Raw genomic sequence first — 18,383 nt, forward strand, 5'->3', positions numbered from 1 at the left:
TCCTTAGCGACCGATGGCACGCCATGTAACGCTTTGAGGGGCTGGTGATGATGTGGTGACCACGGCCGAAAACCGGTTAACCCATTCACCGCCTACGTTACCGGTCGGCTTGGCACTGGGTGTCGCCATGAAGTGCAGGCATTCTTTGGGGAACCCGACACGGAATGTCACGGGGTTAAATTCATTGTTTTGTGCGGAGGTTACCAGTGAGCCCCATTGCTCTATGTAGCCGCCAGGCAGCAGTTGATAGCCGGAAGCTCCCATTTCCCCCGCAAATTGGGGGGAATAGCGATCTTGGGCCGTGCCCCCGGTAACCATCCAGCTGGTAGCGCTTTCGAGGATGAGTACAGCTGACATGCCAGGCGGCAAGCTGAATGTGGTTAACGCTTTTACCCCAGGGGTAATAGTCTGTCCCCAGGCGGGATTCACGGTTATTTCAGCCGACCCAGTGTTGAACAGGATCACAGCGCAGCCAACCGCTAACGTCATCGCATCCGGCAGTTGCAGCATCCCACTGAAGTTTAAAATCAGCAGCTTTCCCATATCAGCGGGCGTCAGCGTTGAGCTCTCGGTGTAGCTAGCACTCCCGGCCATATTTCCCAGGGCTCGTTGAACGAACTCTGTAGTGGAAATGGATTTGTCTTTGTCAAACAGAGCCGGCGTGGGGGCCTTGGGATCTCCCACCAATACCGGTGAATCAAGGCGCGCCAAACCTTCAGTGATGTTGCGGAACGTCAGCCCGGTGGTGCCCAGGACAACGGGGGCATCAGTAACCAATAGCCACAGCGTGTCAGCGTTCGTTGTTCCGCGCTCGACCGACACCAGCAGCCCCGGTGTCACCTTGGCGCTTGAGTCTGCGTCAGTTGTACGTGACCAAGCCCCTGCCGCTGTCAGGTAGATACCGTTGTCCTTGCTCTGAGCCTGATTTTTAACCAACACCCGCGAGCCAACAGGTGCTTCCACGCCGTCCACCATTTGTACACCGTTCATCACCACTGGCCCGGTGGTTGCCAGCAGTACTGATTGCTTTGTGTCTAGTTTGTTGGTCGCTTCAGCCGCAGCGTTATCGGCGTACTCGCGCGTCGCCAAGACCACGGAGGGGTCAATCTTTAGCTCGATGTTCGCGGTGTTGCTGACGATCAGGTTCATCCTGAGAACTTGTGTTCGCCCAGAACCTTGGCTGAGCAGGGGCTTATACGTCGGGGCACAGTTTGCAACGGCTACCAAATCGCCGGAGGCATCGTAGAGACCGATTTCAAGAATCCACCACCCGCCTTCGCTTTCAGGAATGATCTGTTCTGCGACTATTACGCTTGGGTTTTTCGGGTCCACCTTCACCTGATTTAAAGGTGCGCGTCGGCGTTCGTTAATCAGCTTGGTCTGAGCCGGGTTTGGAATCGGCTTGGTCTCATTTGCATCGCCCACTCCCATTTGCGCAAAGGTCCAGGGGATTCCGAGCGCGTCTGCGTTGGCCTGTTTGGCCTTGCCGATATCGGTAAGGATGGCGAAGAACTGGCTGTTTTGGTCGGTCATGGGTAGATGTCCATCGTGTCGATATGATGTTCGCGACCACCGAGAGCAATGACGCCGCTGACGTCAATGTCACGTTGCATCGGTGGGTAAACGCTGAGTTCGTCACCTTCGTAAACGCTGGCGCCGATGAATAATGTGCCCGTTGTTTCCAGACTGATCGCTAAGCCTGTCAGGTGGCGGGTGAGGGGCCTGGCGTCGTCAATGAGCCAGGTCAGTTCCTGATACATCTCCTCGGTGATGCCGGTTTCTAAGACGCCGACCTTGATAGCGAATGTGCCAGGCACGCCATTTGGGATGGTTTGCCACCATTCCAGGACCTCTATCAGGTAGCCGAGGGGCTCCACCACGCGTCGAAGGGCGCCAATGGTGCCTTTACGCGAGTGGATGTAATGGGAGGATCGGATAGCTGCGCGTTTCGCCGATTCGGTCCATTTGCTGTCCCAACGGTCGACCGAGAATGACCAGGCCAGGTAGGGCAGCAGCTCGACGGGGCAGGTGCTTGGGTTGCATAGCTGACGCAAAGGAATAGGTACGCGCTGGATTTGCGCAAGCGCCTGCGCCGCCTGGCGTTCCAGAGGCGTGGCGTTGCCTGGTAGCAACTGCTGCCCGGCCATCACTCTGCCCCTCGGATCACTTCGACGCCGGTGCAGAAGGGCGCCTGAGCCTTGGTCGCTACGATATCTACCCAGCCTTCAAGCTCGACCTTGCGTACGCCTTCGACGTGGAGCGCGGCGTGCAACGCCGACTCCGAAACCTCCATCCCCAGGCGTCGGCGCTGATGAACGTAAGCCAACAGGCGCTGCTCTGCAGCAGCCAGGACCGGTTCCGACTCTGGCCCGCTCGACAGTAGGTAGAGCTTTGCCTTGACTTGGTAATTCACGATCTGCGCGCCCTGAACGTTCAGGCGGTCGGCCACTGGCCGGCGATCATCGTCGCTCAAGTATGTGTTGACGATAGCGAGCAGCTCCGGCGGAGCCGTACCGTCACCCAGCAGCGACTGCACGGTAACCACGGCGACAGCGGGCGAGGGGCTTTCGGCGGTCGCGTCGGCTACGCGGCCATCCGCAGCCCTAGCGTGGAAGATGTAGCTGTTGCGTGGGCCGGCGGTGCTTAGCCCTTCCCAAGCCATCTGGGCGCGCTCGCGCAAGCTGTCGTCGCCTTCCATCAGCTTGGGCACTGGCGGCACGGCGTTGGCCCTGCCTTCCTGAATCACCAGGCGCTTGACGTTAAAGTTGGCGGCGAGCTGCTCCAGGTCAGTGCCGCGCGCGGTGGCGAGCAGGTTGGCAAGACACGCCTCATTGACCCGCTGACGCCACACAGTTTCGCGGTAGGCGTTCTCCTGCACCAACTTGGTCAGCGGCTCCGATTCCATTTCAAGGCGTGCAGCAATTTGGGCCTGTTCGTCGACCGGCCACAGGCTGATTGTGTAGGCCTTGCGTTCAGCCAGGATCTGTTCGAAGTCGATTTGCTCGACGATCTGCGGCGCGGGTAGCTGGCTAAGGTCGATGGCGGCAAAACTGTTCATACACTGCCCCCCAGCTGCAGCGGCACGCTGAGGCTCAGCGGTTCATTGGTGTCGACGACAGTACCCTCTAAATCAATCGTGGCCTGACCTTGCAAGTTGGCCCCTGCGAATTGCACACGGCTCAAACTGATGCGGGTTTCCCACCGCATCAACGCCATCACTGTGGCCGCGTATACGCGCAAGCGGGTGACGTCGTTGAAAGGTTGGTCCACCAGCTCGGGCAGCAGGCTGCCGTATTCGCGGCGCATGACGCGGGTGCCGATGCGAGTGGTGAGAATGTCGGTAATCGCCTGACTGATGTGATCGCGCTCGCTGATAGCGCCGCCGGTTTGTCGGTTCATGATGGGATCGGCACCCCGGACTGGTCGCCGCCGGCCTTGACGCCGGTGTGCGGGTGTTTGAACAAGCTGACCCCGGCCGCAACCACGTCAATCGACACGTCAACCCGGCCGGTGACGGTTTGGTTGCCGGTTTGGATGTAGTCGCCCTGGTGCGTGATGTCACCGACCAGGTTGATGCCGCCGGTGCTGATCAGGTTGGTGGTGCCTCCGTCGACCAGCGTGGCGTTGAGGTGGTGTGCCACGCTGTCGTACTCGATCACCGCGCCATCCGCGTAGGTTCGACGGTGCAGGCCGGCGCGGTTGCCGTTGGCCGGGATGTGGTCACTGAACACGCCCGTCACGACGACCCCGTTGGCGAGCTGGCCGGATGGGCTGAACAGGATCACCTGCTCGCCAACTGTGGGCGGGTCCCACTCGCGATCAGACCCAGCGCGCAACGCCAGCCAGGGAAGCCAGGCGGTGGTCAGCGTCCCGGTTGTTACTTGCACGCGCGGGGGCTCCATCTGCACGTCGGCGATGACACCGAAGCGGATGAGGTTTTCGAGCAGGCGGGAGAGGGCGGCGAAATCGTTCATGGCGCCGATGGTGGCGCCACGTGTGGGGATGTGCAGCTTGCGGAAATTGTAATCGCTCTGCTTACATGTCTCCAATTACACCAAAGGAAATGCGCAGAGTTTTAAGTGAGTTATCGGATTAAAACTGCTACTGCCAAAATGAATAGCATCAGTGCTGAAGAAGCGATTGTTAAAATAATGGTGTTGAATTTTTTTTCTAGTTTTTTAATCGTCTTCATAAGGTTTTTAAGTTCTAGATTTTGACAAGCGTGTTTTTCACCGGAGGGCATCGAGTCATTGTCAAGAGAGCTTTTGTCAGCATGAACCGCGATGATGCTTCCGCCCGCGCCTGAGCACGCAAATAATAAAACTTGAGAATAAATGTCGAGGTATTCCTTGTAGTTGGCAGGAATAGTGTTTTTGGGGACGAATATATATATGAGTTTTAGATATAGTGCTTGAAATAGAACGCCGAATAATATTATGAATAGCCCTTTCATTACCCGATCTTGTTTTAGGTCAAGTATCATTACTAGGGTTAAAAATATTCCTATAATTAATGTAGATATCGCTATCTCTGGCTGCTTCAATATGCCCGCCGTAATAGGCGCTGCTAAAGTCAATATGAACGCTGTAATCCATAGGCCTACTATAATATTGTAGTTTGGTTTGCTCATTTGTTGCGATCCTTGCGTGTTATATTTCGGTAGGAAAGTTGCTTCATTGCGTTAATTTTTTCAATAAAACGTCACGAATTATATCAAGGTCTTCATCCGTAAAACCTAATAATTCCCTTTGTTCGTACCGCACCTCTGGCGCGTCACGCTCCGCGCGGTCCTTCAAACCGAATTGGTGGACTCTGGCAATGCGGGAGATGCGTCCGGTGAAACCCACGGTAACGGCGTTGCTGTCGCCTCGGGCCTTCATGTAGGTCGCGGTGCGCAGTTTTTTGAACATCTCAACTTTGCGCCGGATGCGACCTTGCTTACCGCGCAAGTCCCGCTTTTTCCGTGGTGCGAACTTGCTGCCATCCGGGTTTTGCTGCAACAGCACTCGCTTTTGCTGGCTGCGTCGGAGCTCTTGACCGATGGTGCGGGCCAGCTGGTTACGGGCGGCAGGCTGCAGCTGCTCCAGCAGGCCAGCCGCCCAGGTCTCAAGAGCTTCCAGTTTACTGGTCATCGGCTACTACCCATTCATCGGTATTGCCTTGGGAACCGGGCACCCAATTAGGATCGAGGTAACCCGCTACACGTTGCGGCTCGCCAGCATGCTTAACGGTGGTATTGCCTTGCGCGTTCGTGCCTACCACCACCCGCTCGGTCAGATGCAGCGTCAAGCTGAGGTCGACCTTTTCCTTATCGAGAATATCCGCCTCGAACTGGATGCCGTTCTGCGCCTTTTCGTAGTTTTCCAGCAGCTCCGGCTGATTGATGCTGATCCACCCCAACACCGGCAACATCACGCTGTCCGGGTGACCCGCGAAGGCGGTCATGATGATCTGCAGGTCGTAGCTGTACTCAAAGGAAAGGCTCGCCGCAGCTGTGCAGCGGACCTTGCCGTTGTCGATAAAGATCAACAGTAAATCCGGGTTGTGCTGAAACTCTGCGACGGTGGCCAGCAGGTGCGCACGCAGGCTCTCGGGCTTGTTCATTGAGCGGCCTGCTGATGCTGATAAACCATATCGACTTGTGCGGCGCAGTCGGCCCAAGCCGCTTCAACGCGGTCCTGGTCGGTGAGTTGATCGCCGTTACTGCGCGGGCTGGTCGCTGGCAGTTGGCACGGCACCACGGCCGGACAGCCAGTCACGGTAAGCTGCGGCGCCGGTGAGGGCGGGGCGCTCGCGCAGCCGACGAGCAGCGTCAGGCAAAGGCTGAGCAGCCCAGTCGCGTAGTTCAGTGTTTTCACGTTTCAGTTCCTCTATGGTGCGCTCGCGCTTTGCCAGGCCCCGACGCAGCATGTCCTGCTGCGTGCGCAGGGCACTCTGTGCTTCACGTTCCTGGGTCAAGGTGGCGGTAAGGGTTTTTGCGGTTGCCAAGTTGCGGTCGGCGTCTTCGCGCGCGGTCTTGGCTGCATCCGTTGCCCGTTGGGTTTGGCCCTCGGCGACATCGATCCTCGTTTCCTGCCCCCAAATCAGCAGCGCCAGGGCACCGAGTAGGGCGATGCCGTAAAGCGCCTGGCGCAGGCTGCTCACGCGCGGTACCAACCGAGTTTGTTCATGGAGGCGGTGTCGAGCTGGATGATGGGACCGCGCACGATGACAGCCCTGGCACCGTTCATCAGCTGGATACATTCGGCGAGCCGCACCATGTCGGCTTGTTCGGTCGAGTCAGGCACCACCACCAGGTCGCCGTCCTTGACCTGTAATTTCTTCACTGCTTCGAAGTCGATCATGCCGCCACTCCTTGTCCGCACTCGCAGTCAGCGTGGCGTTCATAGGCGCGCTGGAGCTTGGTGTCGTAGAGATTGCGCAGATAGTCCGGGCCGTTGTAGAGCCGGGCGAATTCGGCCCATTTGCGCGCTTTGAGGGCCTTGTGCAGCACGGGGTCTGTTTCGATGAAGCGGGTGAAGGCGTCGAACTGTTGCGATTCGCTGGCACTCATCGCAGCAACGAAGTCTTGCACGCTGGTGTAGCCGAGGCGCTTCCAATGAAAACCCATGATTTGGAAGGCGCCCCAAGATGCCGACTCCAGCGCGGCGGTGTCGTCGATCAAACGGGCCATCGCCAGGCGCTGGTGTTCGGCGGTACCGCCGATGTACCCACCGGGTTTTGGGTTGACCAGCGCGGGGTTGGCGGACGCGAGATGTTCGGCGTGGCGTTTGAGTTCGGCCGGGTCATCGCCCTGGTGTCGAACCTTGGCAAGCTCGCGGAACATGATGTGCCGTTCAAACAAGATCACCGGTTTCCCGTTGTCGAGAAAGCCCTTGCCCTTGGATTCGACTTCATTCACCGCGTAGATGCTTGCCAGCGGCACGTCCAGGCGTCCGGCAGCCGCGACCAGGTCGTTGTTGCGCAGCAGATCGGCGCAGTCGCCACCGGCCAGACTTGATTGGGTCTTGCTGCCGGCGATGCCGTCGGCCACCAGGCCCACTTTCACCTGATACGCGCGCACTGCGGCCTCGGTGGCGTCACCGTAGTGGCCGTCTGGTACCAGCTTGGCGCCGTGCCTGTTCAGATTCTTTTGCAGGATAAGCACCGCCTGCGAGCGGTCGCCGTGGCGAAGGGTGGTGGTCATGCACTGGGCCTCAACAAGGCGGCGACGTTGCCGCGTGAACGGAAAATCAAGATGCAGAGCAGCACGATGGACGCGGCCTGGCCGAGACTTGTTGGCTGGCGGTCCAGCAGGATTTCCAGACCGCAGATGCACAGCACGGCGCCGAACAGACTTGCCAGCAGTGAGATGCTGCGCCGGTACCGCGCGTCTCCTCGGGTATAGCAGGCCAGGCGCAGGGCGCTCAGCAGGTAGGCGATTGCCGCGATCAGCTGCACGGCCAGTTCGATGTTCGGCATATCAGGTGCCCCCTCGGATGCGACGCCAGATGTCCCAGATGTCCGCCTTTTCCACCCACACCATCAGTTTGATGCTGATCGGGATGACCACCAGGGCGCAGATAAACGCGCTGCCACCGCTGGTGATAAACGGGATTGCTTGCAAGGCCATGGGCGCGAACAGGTAGCCCACCCCAGCCGAAAGGAACAGGGAACCCAGCCTTTGCCAGACCTTGAGATCACGCTTGGTACTGGTGACCAGCCAGGCGCCGAGGATTGCGCCGAACAGCGCGCCGTCGTCGATGACGGGGGTGACGCTAGCCAGGCCCAGGCCAATGAGCAGGCCAGACACAACGCTGGAAGTCGGATCAGCCATGGTGTGAGTTTCCTTGATTGCAGAGGGTCAGTCCCATAGGTTCACCATCTGCCGCTGAGGCGCGCTGGTTTGGGCTTCGGGCATGTTGACGACGAGACCTTGCGGCAGGATTGGGCCGTGATCGGCCAGGCCGGGGTTAGCTTCAAGCACGGCCTCGGTGACACCTGCGGTGCGTCCGTAGTGCCGCCAGCAAAGGGCGTCGACGGTGTCGTTTTGGTTGGCGCGGACGGCAACGGGCATCAGATCAGCTCCACGGTGGTGCGGCTTAAACCGAGGAAGTCACGCACGGCCCAGCGCAGATCGCGCCGATAGTCGTCGATGGTCGGGGCTTTTTCTTCGGCTTTATCGGTGCCGGTGTTGGTCGCACTGTAGTCGCGGTACCGCTCGCAAACTTCGGCGCCGGTACCGGCCTCTATCGCGCGGCGATACAGGTGGGCCTGGACCGATACATCTTTGATCTTATCGTCGGGTACATCGGCCAACGTGGCGTAGCCGGCTGCCAGTTGTTTGGCTTTCCACGACTTCAATTCACGGTTCAGGTTGATGGCTGCGGCGATTACAGCAGTTTCAAGGCGTGCGGGGGTGACGCTATTGTCGATGCGCAGGGTGGCGCGCAGTTGCTCAAGGTCGATTGAGGGCCAAAATGGGTCGGTATTGATATGACCGCCGCTGACCTGGCCGCTGGCTACAAATGCGCTCAAAGGGAAGGGCCTCGGATGTCTGCGCGGGAAACTTCGCGCAAGATCTGCTGCCTGGTGAATTCGGGGTGTTGCATACAGAGACGGTCCATCGCTCGCATGGCGTTGCGGTTCACCAGCCCACGCTCGTGCGAGTCGGCCGGCATGATGGCGCCGTGCTTGATGGGGCCGGTGCAGACGGTGCGGTCGTAGGCCTCTGTTTCGGCCACGTACTGTTCAGCCGCAGCAGCCAAGCGCCGTTCAGATTCCGTTGGAGTGAAATCACTCTGGTAGAGGTTGGCAAAGGCGGTGTTCATGACTGCTCCGATAGATCGCCGGTGGTCGGGGCTTCACGTTCAGGAGGAGCGGCCTGGCCGATCCGCCCCGAGCCGGCGGGGTGCGTGGGGACGCTCGGTTAGCTGCTGGTAGCAGCGTGTTTTTTGAGGAGGCGTTCTACGCGCTCCAGATCCTTTTTGCCGCCGCAGTTGCTGTGCAGGTCAATGGCTTTGACGAGTTGCTTCTTGGCCTCTGTCAGAGCTCCCAGGTTTTCGGCAACTGCATCGTCAGGAATGGCTGCGAAGGCCTTGCCGAGCGCCAAGTGCAATTTGGCGCGAGCTTGGTCGGGCATGTCCTGTTCGGCGGTGATGCGCTGGGCTTGCTCAAGAATCCACAGCGGGAAACTGTCGCCAGCCTTTTGTGCTTTAAGGGCCGCTTCGGCGATTTCCTCGGCGATCAATGTGCCGGTGGAGCGCTCGAAGCGGTCCGGCATTTTCAGACCGTGCTTGATGACGTATTCGGCGATCTGCAGCGCTCCGGGGTAGCCGCCGGCATCAATGCACCAGAGCATGATGGTGGTGAGCACTTCGTCTTGGGCACCGTTGCCAGCGTCCAGCACGCCTTGCACATAGGGCTCGTACTCAGGGATCAGTAGCGCCTTGAGTTCGGCTTTACCTTGGTTTGACTGCACCTGCTTGAGACGCGCGCGGTGCTGGGCCAGTTGGGCAAGTTGATGCTCGTAGGCGGTGGCGCCTTCCATTGACGTGGCCGGTGCTGTTGCGGCGGCTTCAATGGCTGCGCGTTTGCGCAGCTGGTTGCGTTGGGCGGGTGTCTGGTGCATGGCGCGCCCCTTAAGCCGCAGTTGGTGCTGGGTAACTGACGGCCGTGATGTTTTCCACCAAGGCGACCAGGCCGAAGTCTTCAATCACGTAGGCTTCGTTCGAGGACTGGTAGTCGGCGACACGATCGAGCTCGGGTTCGTCTTTCAAGTGACGACGACGGGCACCGTTCTGATAGTAGATCGACAGGTTGCTGAGGGTGGTGATCAGCACTGTGTTATCCGGGAAGAATGGAGCGTCCACCACTGGCAGGCCACCCAAGCGGGCGCGGCTGACGATTTCTTGAGCGGCGTTCTCTTCTTGGTTGGAGTCCGCGCCCTTTTCCACAGCGGCAAGCAGCTTGCTGTGCATGAGGTTGCGCGAAACCATAACGCGCAGGTCCGGGCGGGTGCGGTGCCATGGGTCGAGCATCTGGATGGCATCGAATACCAGCCCGTCGAGGTTGGCGTAATCACCCTCGAACACGGTGTCGACGCCCGCGACCTTGATGACTTTGCGGGGGCCGATGGTGGCGGCGTCGAGCACGCGGTCATCGGCGCTTAGGCGGATCTTTTGCAACCAGCCGATGTTGACGTCTTGCAACAGTGGGTTGGCGGCACGGTTGGTGGTTGCAGCTGCGCTGGTGCCGTTGAAGCCGATCATGATGCGGTCCAGTGCCTGACGCAGGATGATCGCGTTGCTCAGCTTGACTTGGAAGTCGGGAAACTTGGCCCAGGCATCCAGCAGGGCATATGGGAACGCGCTGTCGAAGTTCGTCTGCTTGCAGACGTAGCTGTCCTTGCTCAGCGTGCTACGGCTCAACGGGCTGCGAGGGGTGCCACCGGAGGTATCTGTGCGGCTTGCAACCGGGCCATTGACACCCAGCAGCAGAGCTTCGCCTGACTGCTCGTCGACGCCAATGATGTTGATCTGTTTCAGGAAACCATCGGATTCCTGCACCGCAACTTCCAGTTTTTGCTGGATGCTGGGGTCGACGCTGAATTTTTCGTGGGCACTGGCCACGCCATTGAGCAGGGCGATCTGCACGGCCAGGGCGGCGAAGGCGAAGCGTGTTTCTTTACGCATGGGGGTGTTCTCCGGTGAATAGGCTTGTCGGTGTTGGGCCGTGGATTCAGTAAGCAGTCAGTACGGTGCCTGAACCGCCAGTGCTGTGAGGGCGCTGTGGCTGGCTAAGGTCAGCGGTTTGGCCGAGCTTGGTTTTGAGCTCTTTCAGCTCGCTATCCAGGCTGGTGAACTGCTTTTTCAGATCTACCAAGGCCTTGCTTGAAGCGTCGGCTTGCTCAGCCTGTTGGGTGGCGAGGGTTACCAGGCTTTCCAGCGCGTCACCGATGTCGGAGAAAGTGTTGGCATCCTTGCCATCCTTGTCCCTGCTCAGTTTGATGAACTCACCGAGCTTTGCCTTGATTGCTGCAAAAGCACTCGGCTGGTCGGTGACTTCTTCGAATTCGAGTGAGGCTTCCTCGGCAGCGCTGAACAGGTTGTCTTTGTCCTGTTTGCGTCCGGCCAAGGTGCCATGTGTAGCGCTGAAGCTCAGGGCTTCGGTGCCCAAGCTGGCTGGAGTGTCAGTGATGGCGAGGCCGACCAGGTAGGCCTTACCGCTGTCGGCAAACTTCGGTTGGATCTCGACCGAGGTGTAGACCTTTTGACCGGCCTTATTCAAGGCCAGCAGCGCGTCATTGGGTTCGAGCTGGGCGAACAACGCCAGTTTTTTGATGCCGGCAATGTCGACTTCTTCAGCCTTAAGCGCCACTACGTCGCCGTAAGCGCCAAATTCGCCACCGGGCCAATAACCCTTGATGTGTTCGCAGTTGATGCGAGCGCCATAGGTGTTCTGGCTGTACTGCGAGGCCATGTCGTCAATCCAGCTCCGCTCGATGATGCGGCCATCTGTGGTCGCGCCTTCTACGGCAATGCGGGTCCACTTGGAGCGGAATTTCTGTTTGGTGCTGCTGGCCATGGGGAGTCCTCAGTGCGGTGGCGGCGAACTGCCGTTGCGATGTGGGCATGGTCGGCAGCTGCGGCCTCGCGGGCAACGAGCCGCACTTGTAGAACGATGCTCTACAGGGCGCGGGGCGGGTGTACCACGCGCGCGGGAGGCAGCATCTGCGCCATGAATGCTCTCGCTGAAATTCCCGTCCGTGATAACCGCCGCCAGGCAAAGTTTTTGTACTGGACCGGTTGGCGCATCACTGAAATTGCCGAATACCTGGACGAAAAAGAAAAGACCGTCCACAGCTGGAAGGCTCGTGACGAATGGGACCGGGCGGATAACGTCGAGCGTATTGGCGGTGCGCTGGAGGCGCGGTTGGTGCAGTTGATCCTGAAGGACGGCAAGACCAGCGGCGACTTCAAGGAAATCGACCTACTCCACCGGCAGCTGGAGCGCCAGGCCCGTATTGAGCGGTTCCAGGGCGGGGGTACCGAGTCTGAGCTAAACCCGAAACTGAACGACCGCAACAGCGGGCCGAAGAAAAAACCGAGCCGCAATGAGTTCAGCGAGGAGCATATCGAGCTGCTCACTCAGGCGTTTGTCGATGGGTGCTTCGGCTATCAGTTGGATTGGTACAAGGCTGGCAACCAGCGCACCAGGGCCATCCTTAAAAGCCGGCAGATCGGGGCGACCTTCTACTTTGCTCGGGAGGCGTTGATTGATGCTCTGACCACGGGCCGTAACCAGATTTTCCTGTCGGCGTCGAAGAATCAGGCCCACATTTTCAAGTCGTATATTCAGTCCTTTGCCAAGGAAGTCGTCGGCGTTGAGCTGACCGGTGATCCCATCACGCTGGCGAACGGCGCCGAGCTGCACTTCTTGGGCACCAATGCTCGCACCGCGCAGGGTTACCACGGCAATTTTTACTTCGATGAATTCTTCTGGACGTTCAAGTTCAAGGAACTGAACAAGGTCGCCTCGGGTATGGCGATGCAGAAGCAATACCGCCGCACCTACTTCAGCACGCCGTCGAGCATGGCTCACGAGGCCTACACGTTCTGGACGGGGGAGCGATTCAACAAAGGCAAACCCGCCGCCAACCGTATTTCAGTAGACGTTTCCCACGATGCCCTGCAGCAGGGGCGGTTGTGCGAGGACAAGGTATGGCGGCAGATCGTCACGATTCTCGACGCTGAGCAGCGCGGCTGTGATCTGTTTGACCTTGAAGAGCTGCGCCAAGAGTACGACGCCGAGGCGTTCCAAAACCTGCTGATGTGCCAGTTTGTGGACGACGGGGCGAGCATCTTCCCGCTGTCGATGTTGCAGTCGTGCATGGTTGACAGCTGGGTTAACTGGGCCGAGGACTACAAACCATTGGCACCACGCCCGCTGGCCGACCGCCAGGTGTGGTTGGGCTATGACCCGGCCGAAACGGGCGATAGCTCTGGCCTGGTGGTCGTAGCACCGCCGATGGTGCCGGGCGGCAAGTTCCGGGTGATTGAGCGGCACCAGTTCCGTGGCATGGATTTCGCGGCGCAGGCCGAGTCCATCCGCATGGTCACCCAGCGCTACTGGGTGACCTACATCGGCATCGACGTAACAGGCATGGGCTCGGGCGTGGCGCAGCTGGTGCGGCAGTTCTTCCCAGGACTGACCACGTTCAGCTATTCGCCAGAGGTTAAGTCGCGCTTGGTGATGAAGGCCTATGACGTGATCAACAAGGGGCGACTGGAGTTCGACGCGGGCTGGACGGACTTCGCGCAATCACTGATGGCTATCCGCAAAACCATCACCGCCAGCGGCCGGCAGTTCACCTATACCGCCGGGCGCAGCGAATCCACCGGCCACGCCGACCTGGCCTGGGCGCTTTTCCATGCACTACACCACGAACCGCTCGAAGGGCAGACGGCTGCCAACACCGGGCGGATGGAGCTTTTTTGATGAGTACAAACAAAGGGGTGGCGGTTGCCACTGAGCAGGCGGTGGGTGAGCACAAGTCGGTTGCGTTTACGTTCGGCGAGCCGGAGTCGGTCTTGTCGGCCAGGGAGATATTCGACTCGTTGGAGTGCTGGTTTAACGGGCGCTGGTATGAGCCGCCGTTGTCGCTGGATGGACTTGCACGGTCGGTCAAGGCAAGCGTGCACCTTGATTCAGGGTTGCGTTTCAAGCGCAACCAACTGACCCGCACGTTCATCCCGCACAAGCTGTTGAGCCGCGAGGCGTTTGACCAATACGCCCAGGACTACCTTGCGCTGGGCAATGGGTATGTCGAGGCGCGGCGGTCATTGCTCGGTTCGACAGTGGCATTAAAGCCACCCCTCGCGAAGTACATGCGGGTTGGGAAGGACGAGCGCTATTTCCAGGTGCAGGGCTGGAAGAATGAGCATGAGTTTGACCAGGGTAGCGTCTTCCATTTGCGTGAGCTGGATCTGCATCAGGAAATTTACGGGTTGCCGGAGTGGCTGTGTGCGTTGCAATCGGCGCTGCTGAACCAGTCGGCGACGTTGTTCCGCCGCAAATACTACGAAAACGGCAGCCATGCCGGTTTCATCCTGTACATGACAGACGCGGCGCAGAACGAATCCGACATTGATGACCTGCGTACGGCTTTGAAAAACTCCAAAGGGCCGGGCAACTTCCGCAACCTGTTTGTGTACGCGCCGAACGGGAAGAAGGAGGGCATTCAGTTGATTCCGGTGAGCGAGGTGTCGGCCAAGGATGAGTTCAACTCGATCAAGGATCAGACCCAGGGCGATGTTCTTGCCGCGTTGCGGGTCTATCCCCAGTTGATGGGCATCGTGCCGAAGAACGCGGGGGGCTTTGGTTCGCCGAAGGAAGCAGGGGAGGTCTGGGCCACCCTCGAGCTTGAGCCAATTCAGACACGCCTGGCCCTTCTCAATGACTGGGTCGGCGAGGAGGTAGTGAGGTTCAAGCCCTTTGAGCTTGGAGCGGCGGCAAAATAACCTCCGCGATTGCGGAGAACAGCGGGGACTGCTCGACGAGGCTGTATCCGCTTATGCGCACGACGCTGGGTAATTTCCGGTTTTGGATACAAATCCGTTGCCTGCGCAGGTCGTGCAATCTTCTCTCAGCGCGAAGCGGTCGAGGCAAACGGTGCATTTAGCGAATTTGGCCGATAGCAGTAGAGGTCTGGCTTTCCGATAGCTTTCGAAATCACGATCTTCCAGAGCGACCTGCGCACAATCCACAAGCGCCCGATAGGCGTCTGCGTCGCAGATCGCTGGATAAATCTTCCCATTGACGACTTGCGCGGTCTGCACCAGATCATATAACTCACCGGATGGCGTGGTGATCATCAGCCCGTTTATCGCCCAGGCCTCGTTGTTAAGGCGGAATACCAAGCGCATGTCACGCTTGTCGCCAAACACCTTCCCATCAAACCCGCCTGCACTTGGGCCAGTGGCTGAATAGTATGTGTTGGCAACTATCTTCCCAATGCATCCCGAACTGGCTCGGTGCACGACATTGTAGTGGGCACCATACCTATACCCCTCAGAGGCGGTAGTCAGCTCTTCGACGGCGTGCCAGTAAGCCGCGTCGGCCAGCTCGTCCATCTCGAACTTCTCCATCTGATCAATCACTCCTGCTTCCAACATGTCGCGGGTTTCCCATCGGCACATGACTCGATGGGCCTCGGGGCTACCCATTCGGAAGTCGTTGTCGTCAAGTAACGCGCGCCATTTGGCGAGCCAGGCTTTTTTGAGTTCGGTAGGGATCATGCGCATGACTGCTTATTAATACTGTATGTGCATACAGTAATCGAGGTTTGCCAATGACGCGATCTGAGGCGACGAGCTGTAGAGGGGGGAGTTGGCGTGCCACATGTCGGGGCAATGACGTGCTACAGGCGCGTCGAAAGGCTGGTCTGCACCTGGCGCGCGCCGTCGTCCCCCCACCTCGCCTGCGGGCTAAATGGGTCGATTTTTCTGCGGACCTGCGGACCACTCTCGTCGGCTCAGGCTGGGCGCTTGCTTGGAGTTTGGGAGGGGGCAGAAACCTGCGGAACCCTGCGAGGGTGGATAGTTTGCGGAACGACTATAAGCACGCACGGACGGCTGAATTCTGTAGGTGCCTCGGGAAAAAGGTTAGTTTTTTTTTGAGGTGGTGTGATTGGGTTGGAAGGCCCGTATTTGTTGGGTTTGAGACCTAACTTTGATGGGTTAGGTTGGGTTAGGTCAAAGGTTAGTAGTTCGTAACTATCTGTTTTTAAAAGAATTAATATACTGAATATTTAACATTGATAAAGGTTAGGAAATAACCAGACCTAACCGAAAAGCTAACCTTGCCAAACCTTCGAAAAGCCTTAATAGACGAGGCTTTCAGGGCACCCAGCAAAAACTAACCCTCCTAACCTCATTCCCGTGGGTCAACATAAAAGCGCGAAAGATGCCTAGGGCGAGGTACTTTTGAAGCTGCGTACTGCATTGCGCTGCACTCACAACCTTCACGTTCACGCGCCCGCACTCTCACCTGCAAGGCGTCAAATGGTTTCCGCCGGCAAACAAAAAGGCCCCCACACCTGGTGAAGGAGTGGGGGCCTTTTTTACATAAGCGGCGTTATCTACAGCGGGTGAAGCAGCTAGACCGTTGCGGACAGGTTTAAAGGGATACACACGGTAAAAGTGGTGCCACTAGCTACCGATTCGACTTCAATATTCCCTCGGTGGGCGGTCACAATTGCGGAAGCAATGTAAAGCCCGAGCCCTAGACCAGCGCCGGAACCGTATTCCTCTTTCCCTGCCCGCAAATGCCTGGCCATAGGGTCGAATAACATTGCTCTCGCTGATGGTTCAATCGGTAAACCTTCATTACGAACGGACACAAACGCATAACCCCTTTCAGATTTCAGGGTAACCAAAATGGGAGCATCAGTGTCGCCATGCTGTATAGCGTTGCCGATTAGATTGGCGATTACCTGTTCCATCCGGGCCCTATCAAAATTGCCCAGGAGTCTGTAATCCGATTGAATTTCTATCTTGCGCTCCGGATGAACCGCTCTCGCTTCCTCGACCATTCCGGCGCACACAGGAACCAAGTCGCCGAGTTCAACGCGCACAGGTATGCCCGAACCGAGCTGAGTACGCGTGAAGTCCAGAAGGTCGCCCACGATTTTTATGGACCGGTTGGCGCTCGTAAAGATACGAGTCACATTCTTGGTCACCTTTGGGGGAAGCTCGTCAGAACCCAAAATAAGCTCTGAGCTAAGCGATATCGCGCCAAGTGGGCTTCTCAGATCATGGCCAAGAATCCCAAGGAATACGTTTCTGGCGGCATCTACAGCATTGGTGTAAGCCACTACCGACTCCGCGAGCGATTGGTCTATCGCTTCGTTAAAACGAACCACATCAGAAATTTCCTGTTCCTGTGATACATGATCAGGCGGCATCCAAAGCACCAGCACACTGGTGCGCAAGGCCCTGTACTCGGCAATCATTTGGCCAATGCTAAAGCCCGAAGCGTATCTCGTGTCGGCATGGGTTTCCGCAGCTGTTTCATTTTCATCCCTGGGCGCCTCGCCGTGAGATCTCAAAACCCGCTCTTCATGACTTTGAACTGTTTTCAAGTCTGCTGCGATCGCTCGAAGCATCTGCTCTGCGTGATCGCGTAACTCTGTTGAATCCATGCAGTCCGCTGCTGGGGTCAAAGTCTTGGCGAAGTCCTCCCACTTCTGAAGTATTGGCTCAATATTTTTAAGGATAAAGTCAGCCAGGCGCATCGATAAGTCCTTGTCACAGTGGGAGAGCGGAATGAACGGGAGCGCGCTGCATTGGAAAGTATCGCGGTGAAAGCTATTGTGGCTGTAGCCTGTGATTGAAACGGGAGCAAAGATGTAACGCCAGTTGCACCTTTTTAATTTTTGGACGAGGTTAGCTCATAAAAACGCGCCTCTAACGCACTTCTGAGCACAACCCCGACGTTCTCAGTGTCCAGCGATGGCACACCCTCATCAATTTCGAGCCTCCACAAAAACGACAAGACATTACCTTCAAGCCCGAGGACCTGACGACAGGCGTCTGCGTCGGCAATCTTGGACAATAGGGCAATCATCTCCAGCTTTACTGGGCGTACATCGCAAATTGAACCGTTCATGAGTCATCCATCACGCTCATCGGCATAGGACGATGAAACGACGACTGTACTCTCATTCGCAACGAGTAACCGCTTATAGAACGTTCGGACATTGCGCGAAACTATGCGGCGTGGCCCTGTCAAAAATAGCCACATCCAGACGTCTAATTTCGCACCAAGATAGGGTGCCAGTCCCATGGTGGCCCCATGGGGCTATTTTTCAGGTCTCAAAAGCCACAAACCCCCCGACTTTCTCTAGGAAAATCAGGGGCTTGTGTTTTGGCAATTTGGCGTTGAAGGAGACATTCGAACGCCCGGTACGTTTGAACCTCTTTCTGCATTGGCGATAAATTTATTTATGGGCGATCCTGCTTCTTCAGCTTGGCTAAGCCTTGTTTGATGTGGCCTGCGTTCTCACCAAGCGTTTGAAGGGCGCCACGGACGTTTCCACCAGTCGTCAATTCGCCACGCTCTTCTGTCCATAACACCAGCTCCATTATGGCCGCCTCTAACGCCAGTTGGTTCTCATACATCCTTTCCAGCACATCCGCTAGTGAGTATTCGCTCGCCATCAATATCGCCCAGGTTCCTAAAGCTTGAAGCATAGCAGCGGATATTCGCGAGCCGATACGTGCGAGGAACCACCGTCCTTGGCAGGGGAGTGGTACAGAAGTGGTACGGGGATTTCAATGGTGCGCTACAGGGTACGTATTTAAAGGTCTGTGGAGTTAGTGGCTCCAATCCATCATGGGTGC

At 57.7% G+C, this 18,383-nt stretch carries 25 protein-coding genes and 1 pseudogene; 2 read left to right on the plus strand and 24 right to left on the minus strand.

Annotation, left to right across the window (positions count from 1 at the left end):
- Positions 1-3: 3 nt before the first annotated feature.
- From ACP7A2_RS24345 to ACP7A2_RS24440, 20 genes and pseudogenes are all read right to left on the minus strand, one after another.
- Positions 4-1,533 carry a phage tail protein gene (locus ACP7A2_RS24345; RefSeq protein WP_426136345.1) on the minus strand — a complete coding sequence of 510 codons (1,530 nt, stop codon included), beginning with the start codon at positions 1,531-1,533 and terminating at the stop codon, positions 4-6.
- Positions 1,530-2,147, minus strand: coding sequence for a phage tail protein I (locus tag ACP7A2_RS24350; RefSeq protein ID WP_426136346.1), 618 nt, complete (start codon positions 2,145-2,147; stop codon positions 1,530-1,532). Before ACP7A2_RS24350 ends, ACP7A2_RS24345 begins: the two co-directional genes overlap by 4 nt.
- Entirely contained in the window at positions 2,147-3,058 is a 912-nt protein-coding gene (locus ACP7A2_RS24355; RefSeq protein WP_426136347.1) for a baseplate assembly protein, read from the minus strand. The genes ACP7A2_RS24350 and ACP7A2_RS24355 overlap by 1 nt, the downstream gene beginning before the upstream one ends.
- Positions 3,055-3,399, minus strand: a complete 345-nt coding sequence (locus tag ACP7A2_RS24360) for a GPW/gp25 family protein (RefSeq protein ID WP_426136349.1) — start codon at positions 3,397-3,399, stop codon at positions 3,055-3,057. The genes ACP7A2_RS24355 and ACP7A2_RS24360 overlap by 4 nt, the downstream gene beginning before the upstream one ends.
- On the minus strand, positions 3,396-3,974 hold the full coding sequence (locus ACP7A2_RS24365; protein WP_426136350.1) for a phage baseplate assembly protein V: 579 nt from the start codon (positions 3,972-3,974) through the stop codon (positions 3,396-3,398). Before ACP7A2_RS24365 ends, ACP7A2_RS24360 begins: the two co-directional genes overlap by 4 nt.
- A gap of 110 nt (positions 3,975-4,084) precedes the next feature.
- Positions 4,085-4,630 carry a hypothetical protein gene (locus tag ACP7A2_RS24370; RefSeq protein WP_426136351.1) on the minus strand — a complete coding sequence of 182 codons (546 nt, stop codon included), beginning with the start codon at positions 4,628-4,630 and terminating at the stop codon, positions 4,085-4,087.
- 43 nt (positions 4,631-4,673) lie between these two features.
- The gene (locus tag ACP7A2_RS24375; RefSeq protein WP_426136352.1) at positions 4,674-5,132 is read right to left on the minus strand and encodes a phage virion morphogenesis protein; all 459 of its coding nucleotides are present in this window, start codon (positions 5,130-5,132) and stop codon (positions 4,674-4,676) included.
- Positions 5,122-5,604, minus strand: coding sequence for a phage tail protein (locus ACP7A2_RS24380; protein WP_426136353.1), 483 nt, complete (start codon positions 5,602-5,604; stop codon positions 5,122-5,124). Before ACP7A2_RS24380 ends, ACP7A2_RS24375 begins: the two co-directional genes overlap by 11 nt.
- Positions 5,601-5,786 (minus strand): annotated as a pseudogene (lysC, locus tag ACP7A2_RS24385) (Rz1-like lysis system protein LysC); the annotation flags it as partial. The gene ACP7A2_RS24380 and the pseudogene lysC, both read right to left, overlap by 4 nt.
- Entirely contained in the window at positions 5,701-6,144 is a 444-nt protein-coding gene (lysB, locus tag ACP7A2_RS24390) for an Rz-like lysis system protein LysB (RefSeq protein ID WP_426136354.1), read from the minus strand. The gene lysB and the pseudogene lysC, both read right to left, overlap by 86 nt.
- Positions 6,141-6,344 carry a hypothetical protein gene (locus ACP7A2_RS24395; protein WP_426136355.1) on the minus strand — a complete coding sequence of 68 codons (204 nt, stop codon included), beginning with the start codon at positions 6,342-6,344 and terminating at the stop codon, positions 6,141-6,143. Before ACP7A2_RS24395 ends, lysB begins: the two co-directional genes overlap by 4 nt.
- Positions 6,341-7,186: an N-acetylmuramidase domain-containing protein gene (locus ACP7A2_RS24400; protein WP_426136356.1), complete on the minus strand. Its 846-nt coding sequence runs from the start codon at positions 7,184-7,186 to the stop codon at positions 6,341-6,343. Before ACP7A2_RS24400 ends, ACP7A2_RS24395 begins: the two co-directional genes overlap by 4 nt.
- Positions 7,183-7,461, minus strand: coding sequence for a phage holin family protein (locus tag ACP7A2_RS24405; protein ID WP_426136357.1), 279 nt, complete (start codon positions 7,459-7,461; stop codon positions 7,183-7,185). Before ACP7A2_RS24405 ends, ACP7A2_RS24400 begins: the two co-directional genes overlap by 4 nt.
- Position 7,462: 1 nt before the next feature.
- Positions 7,463-7,816 (minus strand): putative holin, encoded by a 354-nt coding sequence (locus tag ACP7A2_RS24410; RefSeq protein WP_064451435.1) that lies wholly within the window; start codon positions 7,814-7,816, stop codon positions 7,463-7,465.
- Between the two features lie 27 nt (positions 7,817-7,843).
- Positions 7,844-8,056, minus strand: coding sequence for a tail protein X (locus ACP7A2_RS24415; protein WP_141605806.1), 213 nt, complete (start codon positions 8,054-8,056; stop codon positions 7,844-7,846).
- Positions 8,056-8,517 carry a head completion/stabilization protein gene (locus ACP7A2_RS24420; protein WP_426136359.1) on the minus strand — a complete coding sequence of 154 codons (462 nt, stop codon included), beginning with the start codon at positions 8,515-8,517 and terminating at the stop codon, positions 8,056-8,058. The genes ACP7A2_RS24415 and ACP7A2_RS24420 overlap by 1 nt, the downstream gene beginning before the upstream one ends.
- On the minus strand, positions 8,514-8,810 hold the full coding sequence (locus ACP7A2_RS24425) for a hypothetical protein (protein WP_426136360.1): 297 nt from the start codon (positions 8,808-8,810) through the stop codon (positions 8,514-8,516). Before ACP7A2_RS24425 ends, ACP7A2_RS24420 begins: the two co-directional genes overlap by 4 nt.
- 98 nt (positions 8,811-8,908) lie before the next feature.
- Entirely contained in the window at positions 8,909-9,610 is a 702-nt protein-coding gene (gene gpM / locus ACP7A2_RS24430) for a phage terminase small subunit (RefSeq protein ID WP_426136361.1), read from the minus strand.
- 10 nt (positions 9,611-9,620) lie between these two features.
- A complete protein-coding gene (locus tag ACP7A2_RS24435) occupies positions 9,621-10,673 on the minus strand; it encodes a phage major capsid protein, P2 family (protein WP_426136362.1) in 1,053 nt (350 codons plus the stop codon).
- A 46-nt stretch (positions 10,674-10,719) separates the two neighbouring features.
- Positions 10,720-11,565, minus strand: coding sequence for a GPO family capsid scaffolding protein (locus ACP7A2_RS24440; RefSeq protein ID WP_426136363.1), 846 nt, complete (start codon positions 11,563-11,565; stop codon positions 10,720-10,722).
- A gap of 153 nt (positions 11,566-11,718) precedes the next feature.
- Between ACP7A2_RS24440 and ACP7A2_RS24445 the strand changes: the two genes are divergently transcribed.
- Positions 11,719-13,479, plus strand: coding sequence for a terminase ATPase subunit family protein (locus ACP7A2_RS24445; RefSeq protein WP_426136364.1), 1,761 nt, complete (start codon positions 11,719-11,721; stop codon positions 13,477-13,479).
- Positions 13,479-14,501 (plus strand): phage portal protein, encoded by a 1,023-nt coding sequence (locus ACP7A2_RS24450; RefSeq protein ID WP_426136365.1) that lies wholly within the window; start codon positions 13,479-13,481, stop codon positions 14,499-14,501. Before ACP7A2_RS24445 ends, ACP7A2_RS24450 begins: the two co-directional genes overlap by 1 nt.
- A gap of 51 nt (positions 14,502-14,552) precedes the next feature.
- Here ACP7A2_RS24450 and ACP7A2_RS24455 read toward each other — a convergent pair whose 3' ends face one another.
- The 4 genes from ACP7A2_RS24455 to ACP7A2_RS24470 form a co-directional block, all read right to left on the minus strand.
- On the minus strand, positions 14,553-15,278 hold the full coding sequence (locus tag ACP7A2_RS24455) for a hypothetical protein (protein ID WP_426136366.1): 726 nt from the start codon (positions 15,276-15,278) through the stop codon (positions 14,553-14,555).
- 860 nt (positions 15,279-16,138) lie between these two features.
- Positions 16,139-17,275 carry an ATP-binding protein gene (locus ACP7A2_RS24460; RefSeq protein ID WP_426136367.1) on the minus strand — a complete coding sequence of 379 codons (1,137 nt, stop codon included), beginning with the start codon at positions 17,273-17,275 and terminating at the stop codon, positions 16,139-16,141.
- A 134-nt stretch (positions 17,276-17,409) separates the two neighbouring features.
- Positions 17,410-17,649 carry a hypothetical protein gene (locus ACP7A2_RS24465; RefSeq protein ID WP_426136368.1) on the minus strand — a complete coding sequence of 80 codons (240 nt, stop codon included), beginning with the start codon at positions 17,647-17,649 and terminating at the stop codon, positions 17,410-17,412.
- A 335-nt stretch (positions 17,650-17,984) separates the two neighbouring features.
- Entirely contained in the window at positions 17,985-18,233 is a 249-nt protein-coding gene (locus ACP7A2_RS24470) for a hypothetical protein (protein ID WP_426136369.1), read from the minus strand.
- Between the last annotated feature and the right edge of the window lie 150 nt (positions 18,234-18,383).

Source organism: Pseudomonas sp. PWP3-1b2, assembly GCF_049896045.1.
GTDB classification, from domain to species: domain Bacteria; phylum Pseudomonadota; class Gammaproteobacteria; order Pseudomonadales; family Pseudomonadaceae; genus Aquipseudomonas; species Aquipseudomonas antarctica_B.